The sequence below is a fragment of the Chitinophaga terrae (ex Kim and Jung 2007) genome, assembly GCF_900107795.1.
GTDB lineage: Bacteria > Bacteroidota > Bacteroidia > Chitinophagales > Chitinophagaceae > Chitinophaga > Chitinophaga terrae.
Window position 1 is genome coordinate 160,364 of the sequence record NZ_FNRL01000006.1, and the last position, 15,131, is coordinate 175,494.

Genomic DNA, 15,131 nt, shown 5'->3' on the forward strand with positions numbered 1-15,131 from the left:
TTATATGCTCCATATAGGAATCCTTCTTCTTAAACACTACAAGCTTCTGAGTCTGGCCGCCCTGACAGATGTACTTGATACTGTCAACAAACTTTACCAGCAAAAAAATGAGCCGGCTCCATTCAGGATTACGTTAGTGCATTCGTCGGACACCCATCAAATGGCGCAGGCTTTCCCTCACTATGGCAATGAATGCCTGCAGACTGGAAGTCGTTTTAACCTGGTGCTGGTACCATCATTTACGGCTGATAATATACAGGAAGCAGTTGCAGAAAATGCGGCTTTCTTTCCCTGGATTCAACAACAATACAGGCAGGGAGCGGAAATAGCCAGTTTTTGCACCGGCGCCTTTTTACTGGCGGCAGCAGGAATGCTGGACGGACGTATTGCCACCACGCATGTGGATGCCTGCAAGGCTTTCAACAAGGCGTTTCCATCGGTGAACCTGTTGCCGGATAAGACGGTAACGCACGACGGCGGCATTTATACCAGCGGAGGCGCGACTTCTACTTTTAACCTGTTGCTGCATTTGGTGGAAGTGCATTTAGGTATTGAAACCGCTATCAGAACTGCCAAGATATTTGCGGTGGATATGGGCCGCGACAAGCAGCATTACTTCAGTACTTTCCAGCCGGCCCGTCAGCACAACGACGAGCTGGTAGCGGCAACGCAGGATAAAATCGAGCAGAGTTACCAGGAGGCTGGCACAATCGAGGAAATCATCAAAGACATTCCATCCAGCCGGCGCAATATTGTAAGACGTTTCAAACAGGCTACCGGTATTACACCTATCGAATACTTACAGCTTACCCGTATTGAAGCGGCGAAGAAAATGCTGGAACAAACCGGCGAGCAAATGACCTCTATCATCCTTAATTCCGGCTATAATGATCCCAAGGCATTCAGAAAGGTATTCCGTAAAACGGTAGGAATGACGCCTTCTGAATACCGGGAAAAATTTAATGCCAGCGCGCACAGGTCTTAGCGCTCGTAGAAGTAAGGAGGCTCTATGTTCAGAGCGCGTAAATACACGTACCCCTGTCCGCGGTGATGAATTTCATTATCTACAATATAAAGCAGCAGGCTGTATATTTCCCCATCATACTGGTTGAACAATGAGATCTGCTTATGAAAATCAGCTTCCGGAATTTTGTTGAACAATTCAGTTATCCGGACAGTCAATGCATCCCACAGGGCCAGTAATTCTTCCTTAGTTTCAGGATTTGCTTTTACTCCTGCAGGCGCCAGGACGTCCAGGCCTTTCCATTCGCCGGTGATCATACCGTGGAGGCTGGGAACGCCCATAGTGGTAAATTCTTTTGCCAAATCGGAGAATGGGCGCATGCCTCCAATGCTGAAGCTGAACAGTTGGTCTTCAGGGAAGGCGTCAATAACCCTGCGGGTCAGGCTACGATGCCCCTGCCAATGGGCCAGGAATTCTTTTGGCGTCATATAACCTTTAGTGGTAGCGGATTTTTCTGATAAAACATTGTTTTCCATAAGTCAGTAATTTTTAGTGTGATACAAATGTAAATAGGGGGGTATGACAACCCTATGTCAGCAGGAAAATGAAAAGTCGAATTTTTTTTATAAATGTTGATTTACCAACTTTGCGATCGCGAAATCAATGTTGCATTTCCAGTTTCAGAGACCTCCTCGATCTGAGAGCTACTCATTTCAGATTCATTAGATATTGCTTGATCCATAAAATGAATATGCATATTGGATATTTTAGCATAGGGTATACAAAACACACCCTGTGGCTCAATATTCTTTTTTTCTTCTTCTGTAAAATCTATTTCCCCGCTATCACTTTTCTTGCTAAACAGCCTTTTACTTGCATTGGTGAGGTAAATGCGATCCAACACCTCCCCATCGGCTATCCAATCAAATAATATTCCTTCGTATAATATACTTACGTCTTTCCCCTCATACAAAACAGTGACGAAGACATTAGGGTTCTCATTGCGGAGATATGCATAGGCCGAATGATATTTGTATAAATTAAAATAATACCACCATTTATTAAAATACCTGAGATTATTTCCGTGCGCTTCATTTCCCCTTAGTTTACGAACGATCCACAGCGATCTCAAACGTTTTGACCTGACAATAAAAGAAACCACAAAGCCGGCAATTGAACTGCAACCGCACACGCCGGAGATGTAAATTATAAATTGGAAAAAATATGAGGGCATTTTTGGCCGGATCTCCACCATGAATTTTTCACTCATATTCCCAGAAAGTATCCGGAACAATAGTTCAAAATCAATGTCCAGGTTTAGCAGACGGATAACTGCGCCATGAACCACCAGCGATATCACTGCTGATGAAAGCAAGTACTCTACTATTGAAAATTTAGGTACAGATTTAGAAAAGGCCCCTGCTTTATAGGAATAATAAAAGATCAGGGGAGGAATTAACAAAATAGCAATTATTATTGCTCCAAGTGCCAGGTTCACGGGTTAACAATTTATCTATTAAAACTAATAATTTAACAAACGCGTCGTCTCAATCTATCTTTGATTTACCGGAGAGTTCAACGCCTATTATATTCTGTAAAATCCGGGGGTAATTCATCGGCTTCTTTCGTATCTCGCACAAATACGGCACTTATGGTATCAGTATCTTCCAGCTTTTCTTTTTCAGTGCGCCTATCCGGACCTATTATTATTCGCAATATTAATCCTTTCCTGATTTGAATTTCGAAATAGCCTCTTCTTTTTTCTTTTGGGGTCAGTTTATATACTTTATCCATTATATACCGTATCAGTACGGGGTTACTGGCTACAGCCCAACCTAATTTAGAAAACTTTACATTAAACATATCTCATCATCTTTTCCTAAAAATACTCCCATCTATTCATAAGAGTACCAATTCTTAACATAAATATTTTTTACAGCAGAGCAGCAAATTCAAATCGAAAATGAGGCATTTAAATTGAGCCGATATTATAGAAAATAATAGCCTCAGTAGCACTGAACAGAAGTTATATTATATAAAACGAACGATATGAAAACAGCATTTAAAATAGGCGATCATGTGACCTGGAATTCTGAAGCTGGTCACGTTAACGGAGTGATCATTAAAATCCATACTGCAGATTTTAACTTTAAAGGATATACCCACCATGCTACGCCGGAAGACCCGCAGTACGAGATCAAAAGCGACAAGACCGATCACATCGCAGCCCATAAGGGACAAGCTTTGAAGCGAATAAAATAATTCTGGCACTATTTTGGCAGGCAGCGGTTGTTTAGAGAAAAAAATTTAACCATGAAACAGTTTTTTATAGCTGTAGCCGCTGCGGTCGTATTAGCTTCCTGTGCTGGCAATGCCAATAATGAAGCGGCTATAGAAGCAGCAAAAAAAGCAACGATAGACTCTATCAATAACGTAAACGCTATCAAACAACAGGTAGCCGACTCTATCAACGCGCTGAACAGGCACCATTCTTCCCGTTCTTCCTACAATGAAAATGTAGCAGCAGCTCCTGCCAATGAAACAGCAGCTCCTGTTGCCGCCACTCCGGCAGAAACACCGAAGAAAAAAGGATGGAAATCATGGAGCCATACTGCTAAAGGCGCTGTAGTAGGCGCTGGCGCAGGCGCTATAACCGGGGCTATCGCGAATCCCGACAGGGTAAAAGGCGCTGCCATCGGAGCCATTATCGGAACAGGCGTAGGAGCCGGAACAGGCGCCATCGTAGATCACGCAAAGAAGAAGAAACAACAAAGTCAATAAATTCTTAAAGCTGGCTTATCGGCCAGCTTTTTTTTTCTGCCTGAAATTTCAACATAGTAAATGTTCCCCGTCACCCGTCACTCTCCTTTGCACTCCACCTCGCATTAAAACAACATTAGAATTTATTTCCCGCCCCCGCTCAATCGCCCAACAAGCCTAGCTATCCTCCCGCTCCTTACTTTTCAGATATATTATCTGGCACATAACGGCATTATCTTTGGGGCATCGCGCGGCATGTGGAATCAAATTTTAGAAAGAACAGAACACCTGCCCGATTTCCTATGGAATTTGATTTTAGCGGGCATTGCAGTCATCCTGGGATGGCTGATCAAGTATTTATTGGCGATCTTTTTACGTCAGTCTGTGAAAAACGGGAACCAGTTTTCCCTCATACACAGTATCCTGTTACGTACCGGCAAGGCTTTCAACTATTTGCTGCCAATACTGTTGCTGAACATGGCTTTACCGATGATGCGGTTAAAACCAAAATTTGAAATGATCATCAGCAAAGTACTGGAAATTGCGCTTACCCTCTCCTTTGCCGCATTGGTTATTGGAATCATCAAAGTACTGGAAGATTATATCTACCATACTTACGACCTCAACAAAGCGAATAACCTGAAAGAAAGGAAGATCCGGACGCAATTGCAATTCGTTCGCAAATTCGTAGTATCGTTGATCTTAATCCTCACTGCGGCAGCCATTCTTCTCAGCTTCGACAGTATGCGCAAACTAGGCGCAGGGCTTTTAACCGGTGTGGGCGTCGGCGGTATCATCATTGGTTTTGCTGCGCAGAAATCGCTGGGTAACCTGCTGGCAGGATTCCAGATCGCGTTTACGCAACCCATCCGTATCGACGATGTACTGGTAGTTGAAGGCGAATGGGGGCGAGTGGAAGAAATCACGCTAACCTACGTGGTACTTAACATCTGGGACCAACGAAAACTGATACTCCCCATTAATTACTTCATTGAAAAACCCTTCCAGAACTGGACGAGAACAGGCTCGGAAATTTTGGGAACGGCCTTCTTCTACCTGGATTATACAGTACCGGTAGATAAACTGAGAGCAGAATTTGAACGGCTTCTTTCCCTTTCCCCGCTTTGGGATAAACGGGCCAAAGCCTTGCAGGTAACCAATATCACAGAACGCACAGTGGAAGTCAGAACGCTGATGAGCGCTACTACCTCAGGGAATGCCTTCGACCTGCGTTGCTACATGAGAGAGAATATGCTTAAGTTCATCCAGGACAATTATCCTGAATGCCTGCCTAAAACAAGGGCTGAAATACAGGCAGAAACAGCAGTAAAAAATATTACCTAAACTAAAAAAGGCCTGGTGTAAAAACCAGGCCTTTCTATTACTATTAAAAAATTCCGTTTACTGAATTTCAATATACTGCCGCTGAACATTATGACCATATACTTCTACCTGCGCTTTCCCTTCTTTTACTACATTCTCTCCACTGATCTCTATCGTTTTCGTTTCACCAGGTAAAACTGAAATATAGTTATCGTCGTAAAATACTGGTAATATTCTTTCATGTTGCGCATTCACCAGCGATACGCGGTTAAAGAAAGCAACTGCGCCATCAGCAGGGTTCTTCAGCGTTACACTGATCACACCAGGTTTAATGCGTTTGGCGCTGCACTGCAGGCCGGCCACCGGCAACTGGGCCAGGCCATTGTATTTCCCATCTTCGTTGGGCAACCAGTAAAAGTTGTCTGAAACGATTTGCCCTCCTGCCTTCACGAGGCGAAGCGAGAGGAAAATCCCTTCCTTCTTTCTCAACTGATCTATCATTGGTTTTACAGACAAATACTTCTGGATACTGGTTGGACCTATTTCCACGAATACTTTTGTCAATACAGAATCATGTCCCAACCGGTCAAAAGTTCTGACTTCCAGCATCATATCCCGCTCATAGTTGAAAGTATTGTTCACTCCTGTCACCATTCCATCTAATGGGTTGTACATGATGTGCAGCGGCTCCGCGCCTTTACGGGTTCCGTACAGGCAGGCGTTTGGATCGAGATAGTAATCATACATCTGTCCGCGTAACGCAGTCCATGGATTCTGTGTTTTCCAGATGATCACGCCCGTATACCAATCCCACATATGCGCGCTGAAACCTTCCATGAGCGCGCGATACTGGTCGTAGTTCACCAGTTGCGCCTTGTTGGCCCATTCTCTCAGATCATTGGTTGCCCCGTAAGGGTCTATATGCTGGTTATAGGAAATGTATTTATGATAATCCCAAACCGGGTCCAGTTTCCCTTTGCCGGTTGCCGGCACTACCAGGTTTTCCTTTGGCAGGAAACGTTGCAGCGATTCATAATCGCCGGTTCCAACCGATCCCACTTCCGAGTTGAAAGGAAAAGTACGTTCGCCCCAGAAAACAGAAATTGGCTGAATGCCGTATGGCCCATCTCCGTTCCCGCCGATGTGGTTATATGACATACTATCGGAATTCGAGTAATCGAAAAAGTAACGGGTCCCGTCCAGCTTCGGTATGAGGCTATCTTTCATGGCAGCAAGGATATCGGCTGGGGGCGTGATCTCGTTTCCTCCGCACCAGAACGCCAGGGAAGGATGATTGCGGATCATTTTGATCTGGTCGGCAACGCTTTCCAGGAAGAGGTTATGATCATCCGGGTATTGGCGCCGGGTCCATTGATCTTCTTTCTTCATCGGATCCAACCAGCGCCCGTTGCAATCGCCCGACATCCAGAAATCCTGGAAGACCAGCAATCCGTATTTGTCGCAGGCGGCAAAAAACTCAGGCCTTTCTGTGAGGCTTCCTCCCCAGATCCGGATGAGGTTCAGGTTCATATCGCGATGGAAGCGCGCTTCCGCATCATATCGTTCGGCCGAAAAACGGAAAAGCGCATCGGAGGTGATCCAGTTACCGCCTTTGATAAAGATCTTCTGGCCGTTCACTGCTACCTCGCGGCTGTTGGTATGCGGGTTCCAGGAGGTTTGTATCTCCCGGATGCCGACAGGGATAGTATTTGCAGATTGCTGCTTACCCGCCGCATCTATGAACTGAAGGGATGACTGGTAAAGATATTGTTCTCCATACCCGTGCGGCCACCAGAGTTTTGGTTGCTTCACCTGCAGGCCAGGTAAGGCAACTGTTACAGTGGCGTGAGCCGGCAGCGTCACTTTAGCGCTTGCCGTAGTATTATCGATAGTATATTTCAGCGTACCGCTGATAGAGCGGGAAGAACTGTTTTCCAGGGTTGCCGATACTTTAACATCGGCAGGCGCCTGGGCAAGGCCGGGTTTACGCACTCCCGGAACCAGGGTAACGATATGCGGATCTTTAATGCGCACAGCGCCTGTTCTTTCTATAAATACTTTATCCCAGATACCGGTGTTCCGGTCGCGCATGGGCTGTATCCAGTCCCAACCGGCGGTGTACTGTGGTCCTACTCCTTTGGCAATGGCGCCGTCGCCGCCCTGGCCACCATTCGGGTTGCCCGGGAATGGCGGGGGATATACGATAACAGCTACCCGGTTATCGCCATTTTGTTTCAGCCATGGGGTGATGTTGAATGACTGCCGGAGATAAGCGCCGTGATGTGTGGCAGCAGTAAGGCGATGACCATTGAGGAAGATATCGCAGCCCTCGTTCACTCCCCTGAAATGCAGCCATACCTGGCCATCTCCGGCGGGCGGCAGTTCTTTAAAATCTTTCACAAACCAATAGGTATACCGGGCATTGCCAGTATGATAAATATCCGGGATCTTTTCATTGTTCATCCCAAACATGGGATCGGGAACCTGTTTGTTGTTGATCAGGGTGGTGAGCACTGTTCCTGGAACAGTGGCCGGCTGCCAGTCGGTCAGTGCAGCTGATGGCACTGAAAGTTGTTCTCCGTTTATTTTTACAGCTGAAGCAATACTGCACTTCCAGCCGCTGCTCAATTCATATTGCTGTTGTGCGAACAAGTGATTTCCAAGCAATAGCCCGAAAAAAAGGGAAATTGTCTTATACATACTGAGGATTTACGATCGCTGCAAATATATGACTTGCAACTGTTTGCCCCTCAGAAATTCCCTTACTCCACTTCTTCTTCCAGCACCTGCCTGTTAAATTTATTCCTGTATTCCATGGGTGTAAGCCCTGTTATACGTTTGAAGATAGTCCTGAATGCTTTGGAATCGATATAGCCAACATCGCTGATCACTTCATTGATGGTTTTATCGCTGGATTCGAAATCGCGTTTTGCCGCCTCAATTTTGATCCGCTGGATGTATTCCACTACTGTGTTGCCTGTATTCTTCTTGAACCGTCTTTCAAAAGAGCGCCGGCTGATGGCTGTCATATCTGCCAGCTGGCCTACGGAGATCTTTTCCCTGAATCCTTTTTCTATAAATTCCTGCGCCATTTTTATCTTTTCATCCTTATGCGCTTTCTGTCCTTCGAATATCATGAAAGCCGATTGACCGGGCCTGTTCATCTCGATGGCGTAGGCCTTTGCTATTGCAACAGCCATATCCCGGCCTGCATATTTTTCTACCAGGTAGATGAGGAGATTGAGATAAGAGAATGCGCCGCCACTGGTAAATATCCTTCCATCTTCTGTGATAATCTTTTCATCGCGCAGTTCAATACCAGGATACATCTTCCTGAAAGTTTCCGCCCATTTCCAGTGAGTGGTACATTGTTTTCCGTTTAACAATCCTGTGTCTGCAAGCAGGAAAGCGCCGAGGCATAGGCTGGCCACGGAAGCGCCCTGGTGATAGTGTTTCCTGATCCAGGGAACCAGTTCCCTGTTTGCATCGAGCATATGTGGAATTTCACCTTGCAGCGACGGGATCAAGATCAGGTCGGTGTGCGGAACTTCGTCAAGATGCCGGTCTGGGGCTACCATAAACTGATCGTCGCGTTGCGGGATCTGGTCTCCGTTCCCCACTAATTCAATTTTAAACAATGAATTGCGTTGCTGTGCTTCCAGGACTGAATTGACTTCCGAAAGGATCTGGTAACTGCTCTCGATATTGGCGACGCTACAACGGCCCAGTGGTACTAAAATGGAAATGTGTATCATAGCTCTTATATATAGTAAACATTGGCAAAAAATGCCTGTGAATTGTCGCTATCTCCCCCCGTCAGAACGCCGGGCTATAACGACCTTTGTACTGATCAATGAATGATAGCATGAGCTGTATCTATACTTATTTTACGTTTAATGGTAACTGTCGGCAGGCGCTGAGTTTCTATAAGTCATGCCTGGGCGGGGAATTGGTCCTGCAAACAGTGGCGGATTCACCGATGTCGGACGAGTTGCCTGACTATATGCAGGATTTCGTGCTGCATGGTTGCCTGACAAATGATGCGCTGGTGATTGCAGGTACAGACATGGTGCCCGACGCAGGGCTGACATCAGGCAATAGCGTGTCGCTATATCTTAACTGCAGCTCTGCAAGTGAAGCAAAAGTCTATTATAAAAAACTATCAGTAAATGGAACTGTTACTTATCCATTGCAGCCCACTCATTGGGGCGCATTGTTTGGTACATTAACCGACCAGTACGGACATCACTGGCTGATAAATTTTGAGGGAGAGAAACGCTAACCGGCTATTCGCCCTTATAAGCTTTTTCCAAAACCGATATATCTATTTTTTTCATTTTCATCATTGCCTGCATTGCCCTGCCGGCTTTTTCTTTATCACTGTCTGCTATTAACCTGTTGAGGATGGTAGGAACCACCTGCCAGGACAGACCAAACTTATCTTTCAACCAACCGCATTGGCTTTCTTTTCCTCCATCTGCTGTCAGTTTCTCCCAATAATAATCCACTTCTTCCTGTGTTTCACAGTTAATGGTGAAAGAAATCGCTTCGGTAAAAGAAAAGACAGGCCCGCCATTAATGGCAACAAATTCCAATCCTTCCAACTGGAAAGTGGCTGCCAGTAAGGTTCCTTTAGGCAGTGGCGCATTCTCTCCGTAGTAGGATGAGTTAACAATTTTACCTTGCTTAAATACGGTTAAATAGAAGTCAATCGCTTCCTGGGCATTGTCATTAAACCAGAGAGAAGGAGAAATTTTCTGCATAATTCAAATTCTTGTAGGTGAACAATGAACGATGACACAAAGATATCTAGCTGGGAAAAATTCAGGAGGTGCAAAAGCGACAATCTTGATGGTGAAATACGACAACAATCACATAACAATTTGATAATCAATAAATAACCATCTGTCGTATTTTCCCCTTACCGGGTTAAGCCTGTAAAACCTGCCTGACAGGACTCGTATGAAATCACCTAAAATTACTTTATTTTGTTTCAATTATAACCACGATATGAAGCTAAAATTCCACTCACTCACCTGTTTGCTGGCAGGCTTACTGCTTTTCACTAACGTACATGCACAAACGCCCAAATTCAATGTAATCGCTTTTTACACAGGGAAAAGCGACCAGGCGCATATCAGTTTTGTGCATGAGGCTAATAAATGGTTTCCTGAAATGGCGGCAAAGTATAATTTCCGTTATGATTCAACCAACAACTGGAAAAACCTGAATCCCGAATTCCTGAAAAAATACCAGGTAGTGATATTCCTGGATACCAGGCCGGAAGACTCCGCGCAACGGGCGGCATTCCGGCAGTACATGGAAAATAACGGCGCCTGGATGGGTTTTCACTTTTCCGCATTCGCGCTTACTCCATCTATGTTCCCCCAGAACTGGGACTGGTATCATGAAACCTTCCTGGGTTCGGGGCAGTATGGTTCCAACACCTGGCGTCCAACCAGCGCAGTACTGAGAGTTGAAAGCAAACACCCTGTAACAAAAGGGCTTCCCAAAACTTTCAGCGCATCGCCTAACGAATGGTACCGATGGAGCAACGACCTGAGAAAGAATAAAGATATACAGATCCTGCTGGCAATAGATTCAACCAGCTTCCCGTTAGGCACGGGCCCCAAACAACATGAGATATGGCATAGCGGCTACTATCCCGTTGTATGGACCAACAGGAACTACAGGATGGTTTATTTCAACATGGGGCACAATGATATAGACTACGAGCATCATACCAACCAGGACCTGTCCCATACCTTCGATAACGAAGTCCAAAACAGGCTGATACTAAACACCCTCCTCTGGCTCGGGGGTTCACGCAGAGGGTTTCACGCAAAGGAGCAAAGGAGCAAAGAAGCAAAGGAATTTTGACAGAAGCGAATTTTAAGAAAGCAAAGGGAGCGGAGATTGTATGATAACATAATCTCCGCTCCCTTTGCTTTCTTTTATCCTTAAAAAAATATCTTATGCTTCTTTGCTCCTTTGCTCCTTTGCGTGAAACCCTTTGCGTGAAACCCACCGCGTGAGCTAATTCGCGAGGAGAGCTTCTATTCGTCGCCGTTCGCTTCCGCTGGAGTATTGGCCGTACTTAGACAGGTACTCTTTCGCGACAGGAATAAAGCTGGCTTTGTCTTGTTTATTCAGGAGATAGATTGTTTTGGCGCGCAGATAGATCTCGTCTCCTGCTGCGCCGTAAGGTTTTAAGGTTTCGTATATCGCTGCCCAATCGGGATTGGCGTTTTGTTCAGGGATGGATGGTGCAATAAGATCCTGGTAAAGGAGGTTCATGATCTTAACGGTCGATTGCCGGGCGCCCATTGCCTTATCTATTGCTTCGGCGTTAGAGACGATGATCCGGAAACCGGTGTCCCTGGTGCTTCCTGTGACTTGCATTGCATAACGCAGATCATCGTCGGTGTAGGGCGGTTTTACCTGTTTGAAGTAATCCTGGCCGGCGAGGGAGGCGGCGTCTTTATCGCCTGCCTGCACGGCGTACATGGCCATTTTACGAAGGAAGGCCGGCGATTTATCTCCATCAATATACTGTTGCAACAGCTGGCTGTAAGTTTCAGTTGGATCAGTAAGGTCGGCGTCGGCGGCCGTGATGTCCGGCATTGCGCCCATATCTGGATTTAACGGTGCATGAATTTTCCGTAGCACGGCGAAAGGAATTTTTACCACTTCCCTGTCGTAGGTGATGAGACCATTCTGTTCTCCTTCCACATCGAAAGGTTGGGTATAAATGCTGCCGGAAAGGCCCTGGCGCTCCAACAGTTGCAGGTGCTGGTTCATGATGCTGTATTTTGCTTTCAGCGCTGCCGGTTTTTCTGTAATATATCCCCAGGCGCTGTTGGTGTTCCACTGATGCTCGGGGATAAACACGCCTATCCCTCCAAATTCGCCCAGCACCCGGGCCTTCCCCGGGATATGCAACGCATCCATGGGATTAGGGTAGCTGTGCACGTCCGTCATATCAGCGCTTACATAGGCGTTAGGGCTTGGACTCCGCAACTTTTCATTGACATAGAGATATTCGCCTGAATGACCGTTCACCAACCTGGAAGGATCGGTACGTTTCATCCATTCGGTTAGTCGTTGTTGATCGTACTGTCCCCATTTTTCGTTGAACAATACCCAGGTAACGATACTCGGATGATTTCGCAGCTGCGCGATGGTTTCCCTGCATTGCTGTTCGAATGCAGGTTTGGCGCCGGCCGGCAAACCGTGGTTAGGGCTAACCATATCCTGCCAGACCAGCATTCCCAGTTTATCAGCCCAGTAATACCAGCGGGCAGGTTCTACTTTGATGTGTTTGCGTATGGTGTTAAATCCCATTGCCTTGACGGCGCGGATATCAAATGCCAGCGCTTCATCTGTTGGCGCAGTATAGAGTCCATCGGGCCAGAAGCCCTGGTCGAGGGTTCCCAGGTTAAAATAAGGTTTGTTGTTGAGGAAGATGCGGTCTTGTCCTTTCCCGTCTTTTGCTACAGATATTTTCCGCATACCGAAGTAGCTTTTCACTTCGTCTGCTATTTTACCATCTTTAAGCAGTTTTACAGAAAGGTCGTAAAGCGTAGGATTGGCCGGGGTCCATAATTGAGGATCCGCAATCTTTAGCCGGAGCGGGGTATTAGCAGCGCCCTTGATGCTTCCGGCGGGCTTGCCGGCAAGGCTTGCGGCGACTTCCACGCTCATTCCCTGTGGGGCTTCAACAACCACGTTAAGGGTCTGCTGGTCGATGTCGGGGGTGAGGAGGAGGTCGGAGATATACTGAACGGGAACATTTTCCAGCCATACCGTTTGCCAGATACCGGAGCTGGGGGTATAATAGATATTGGCCGGCGCCAATACCTGTTTGCCATGGGGGCCCACTCCCTTGTCGGACGGGTCGTAAACTTTCAATACAATACTGTTGCTGCCGTTTTTCACCAGGTTGGTGATATCGAAAGAGAATTCCGTATACCCGCCGGTATGCGTTCCTGCTTTCTGATCGTTTACCCAGACATCTGTTTGCCAGTCGACAGCCCCGAAATGCAACAGTATTTTTTCGTTGCCTGATTTCCGGATATCCACGGTTGTATGATACCAAAGCCGCTGATCCGGCGTCAGTGTTTTTTTAACCCCTGAAAGGGCCGATTCCAGCGGAAAAGGCACCAGTATCTTCCCATCGTATTTTGCCGGGGCTTTTGTTGCCGTGGCCGGGGTAATAGCATAATCCCATAACCCGTTCAGGTTTTTCCATTCTTTTCTTTCCATTTGCGGACGGGGATAGTCGGGCAATGAATTGTCCGGAGCTACTTCTTTGGCCCATCTCGACTGAATGGCAACAGGTTGCATTTTGTAAGATTGCTGGGCGAGAACGGGAATTAAAGGCAGATTTACAATCAAGCAGGCCGCAGCCAAACTTGCAAAAATTCGTCTTAACATAGCTGGTTGTAGTATTTATGCTTTATGGTTATTGAGCTTGCGTGCAGATGAGGGTTGATAAGAAAACAGTAACAGGGGTATAGAAAAAGTTCGTCTGTCGATCCGTTGGTTGACAATAATTCCACGCAAAATAGGCAATTATTCCCTCATCCTGCAATATTGAAATATTTTATAATTTTCAATATGTAAACGGTGCTTAAAAGCCATATCAACAAGAAAAGGATTATAAATGCAACCAGCATGCAGGCGCCGTAGCCCTGCGATTATATCGCATGAAGGCGGCTCCCCGATTTTATTTTCTCACAGAAATGGCTAGTTTTGCGGTCGCGAAATTAATGATTGGATGCGTGGAATAATAAGAGCACTGCTACGCAAACCAATACCAGATTCCTAACAACTGTTATAATAACAACGTCACCATGCAGAGCACTTCCAATGCCGGCAGATGGGGCAAAATTGCCAATTTTGCCAGTAAGATCCCTGTGAAATACCTTTACCTGCTATTTCTTATCATGGCGGTAGCCATTTCTTTTCACTCCTGGCTTTCATCCCAGGACATGGAAAGATGGACGCGATATAACAATTTCGTCATCTTCCGCCAGTCCTTTGCTCACCTGATCCATAACCAGGATCTGTATATTTTATACCCGGCTGAATATTACGACCTGTATAAATACAGTCCTTCATTTGCGTTGTGGATGGGTGCTTTCTACTGGCTTCCCGATCTTCCCGGCCTGATCTGCTGGAACCTCATGAATGTGATCGTTTTCATTATTGCTGTCAGGAAACTTCCTGTGGCTGAGAACAGGCGTTCGCTGATGCTGTTGTTTTTAGCGATAGAAATGATGATCGCATTAACCAGCTCACAGATCAACGTGTTTATCACCGGTTTTTTCATACTGGCCTGGCATGCAATGGAGAACAAAAAACTCTGGCTGGCCGCATTGCTGCTGGTGATAACTATTTACATCAAGATATTCGGGATCGTGGCGTTATCACTGTTCCTCCTATATCCGCAACGTTGGAAAGCCGCGCTTTATACTGTATTCTGGACAGCCGTAATTGCAATCATGCCGCTTGCGGTGATTTCTGTCGACCAGTTTATATTCCTGTACAAAAGCTGGGGGCACCTGCTGGCAAATGATTACTCCGCTTCTTTCGGCGTTTCGGTGATGGGCTGGTGGCATACCTGGTTTGGCATGGAGATCAATAAGCAACTGTTTGTACTGACGGGAGCCGTGCTTTATGCGCTGCCGATCCTCTGGCTGTTCATTAAACGCGATCATCGTTATAACTTAAGCATGTTGGCATCCGCCCTTATCTGGGTGGTTATTTTCAATCATAAAGGAGAATCGCCAACCTATATCGTAGCGTTAACCGGCGTGGCCATCTGGTATTTTACCCAACCGGTCAACCGGGTCAATACCGTACTTGTATGGCTTACGCTGATCTTTACTTCCTTCTCTTCTACCGACCTGATCACTCCTTACTGGATCGCACGTACCTATGTGGAGCCTTATGCTGTAAAAGCGGTATTCTGCACCATCGTTTGGGCAAAGATAATCCTGGAGCCCTTCCTGGCGGCTAAACTCCAGGGAGCTTCAATGGGCGAAGGCTTGCAACGCATGGCGTGAGCTGCTTACAAAGG

14 protein-coding genes are annotated in these 15,131 nt (G+C 46.3%); 7 read left to right on the top strand and 7 right to left on the bottom strand.

All coding sequences use genetic code 11. The annotated features are described in order from the left end of the window. Positions 1–4 precede the first annotated feature (4 nt). Entirely contained in the window at positions 5–985 is a 981-nt protein-coding gene (locus tag BLV62_RS08515) for a GlxA family transcriptional regulator (RefSeq protein WP_089760631.1), read from the top strand. On the opposite strand, the gene BLV62_RS08520 is transcribed toward BLV62_RS08515, so the two are convergent. The 3 genes from BLV62_RS08520 to BLV62_RS08530 form a co-directional block, all read right to left on the bottom strand. Further along, complete coding sequence (locus BLV62_RS08520; RefSeq protein WP_089760634.1) at positions 982–1,500, bottom strand: DinB family protein; 519 nt, start codon at positions 1,498–1,500, stop codon at positions 982–984. The two genes, BLV62_RS08515 and BLV62_RS08520, sit on opposite strands and share 4 nt — an antisense overlap. A gap of 101 nt (positions 1,501–1,601) precedes the next feature. Then, the gene (locus tag BLV62_RS08525) at positions 1,602–2,462 is read right to left on the bottom strand and encodes a hypothetical protein (RefSeq protein WP_089760637.1); all 861 of its coding nucleotides are present in this window, start codon (positions 2,460–2,462) and stop codon (positions 1,602–1,604) included. A gap of 77 nt (positions 2,463–2,539) precedes the next feature. Then, positions 2,540–2,758: a hypothetical protein gene (locus BLV62_RS08530; RefSeq protein WP_139170025.1), complete on the bottom strand. Its 219-nt coding sequence runs from the start codon at positions 2,756–2,758 to the stop codon at positions 2,540–2,542. 255 nt (positions 2,759–3,013) lie between these two features. Here BLV62_RS08530 and BLV62_RS08535 point away from each other — a divergent pair, with 255 nt between their 5' ends. From BLV62_RS08535 to BLV62_RS08545, 3 genes are all read left to right on the top strand, one after another. Further along, positions 3,014–3,226: a hypervirulence associated TUDOR domain-containing protein gene (locus tag BLV62_RS08535; RefSeq protein WP_089760641.1), complete on the top strand. Its 213-nt coding sequence runs from the start codon at positions 3,014–3,016 to the stop codon at positions 3,224–3,226. A 51-nt stretch (positions 3,227–3,277) separates the two neighbouring features. After that, on the top strand, positions 3,278–3,745 hold the full coding sequence (locus BLV62_RS08540) for a YMGG-like glycine zipper-containing protein (protein ID WP_089760643.1): 468 nt from the start codon (positions 3,278–3,280) through the stop codon (positions 3,743–3,745). 234 nt (positions 3,746–3,979) lie between these two features. Next, positions 3,980–5,068, top strand: coding sequence for a mechanosensitive ion channel family protein (locus BLV62_RS08545; protein WP_089760645.1), 1,089 nt, complete (start codon positions 3,980–3,982; stop codon positions 5,066–5,068). Between the two features lie 57 nt (positions 5,069–5,125). On the opposite strand, the gene BLV62_RS08550 is transcribed toward BLV62_RS08545, so the two are convergent. Both BLV62_RS08550 and BLV62_RS08555 read right to left on the bottom strand, forming a co-directional pair. Then, a complete protein-coding gene (locus BLV62_RS08550) occupies positions 5,126–7,747 on the bottom strand; it encodes a glycoside hydrolase family 2 protein (RefSeq protein WP_089760647.1) in 2,622 nt (873 codons plus the stop codon). A 62-nt stretch (positions 7,748–7,809) separates the two neighbouring features. Continuing rightward, positions 7,810–8,802 (bottom strand): GlxA family transcriptional regulator, encoded by a 993-nt coding sequence (locus BLV62_RS08555; RefSeq protein ID WP_089760649.1) that lies wholly within the window; start codon positions 8,800–8,802, stop codon positions 7,810–7,812. 110 nt (positions 8,803–8,912) lie between these two features. Between BLV62_RS08555 and BLV62_RS08560 the strand changes: the two genes are divergently transcribed. Further along, positions 8,913–9,329, top strand: a complete 417-nt coding sequence (locus BLV62_RS08560; RefSeq protein ID WP_089760651.1) for a VOC family protein — start codon at positions 8,913–8,915, stop codon at positions 9,327–9,329. A 4-nt stretch (positions 9,330–9,333) separates the two neighbouring features. Here BLV62_RS08560 and BLV62_RS08565 read toward each other — a convergent pair whose 3' ends face one another. After that, entirely contained in the window at positions 9,334–9,810 is a 477-nt protein-coding gene (locus BLV62_RS08565; protein WP_089760652.1) for a VOC family protein, read from the bottom strand. A gap of 247 nt (positions 9,811–10,057) precedes the next feature. Between BLV62_RS08565 and BLV62_RS08570 the strand changes: the two genes are divergently transcribed. Beyond that, positions 10,058–10,927: a ThuA domain-containing protein gene (locus tag BLV62_RS08570; protein WP_089760654.1), complete on the top strand. Its 870-nt coding sequence runs from the start codon at positions 10,058–10,060 to the stop codon at positions 10,925–10,927. 156 nt (positions 10,928–11,083) lie between these two features. On the opposite strand, the gene BLV62_RS08575 is transcribed toward BLV62_RS08570, so the two are convergent. After that, positions 11,084–13,393 carry a glycoside hydrolase family 2 protein gene (locus BLV62_RS08575; protein WP_225889538.1) on the bottom strand — a complete coding sequence of 770 codons (2,310 nt, stop codon included), beginning with the start codon at positions 13,391–13,393 and terminating at the stop codon, positions 11,084–11,086. Between the two features lie 509 nt (positions 13,394–13,902). Here BLV62_RS08575 and BLV62_RS08580 point away from each other — a divergent pair. Then, positions 13,903–15,117, top strand: coding sequence for a glycosyltransferase family 87 protein (locus BLV62_RS08580; RefSeq protein WP_089760657.1), 1,215 nt, complete (start codon positions 13,903–13,905; stop codon positions 15,115–15,117). Positions 15,118–15,131 lie beyond the last annotated feature (14 nt).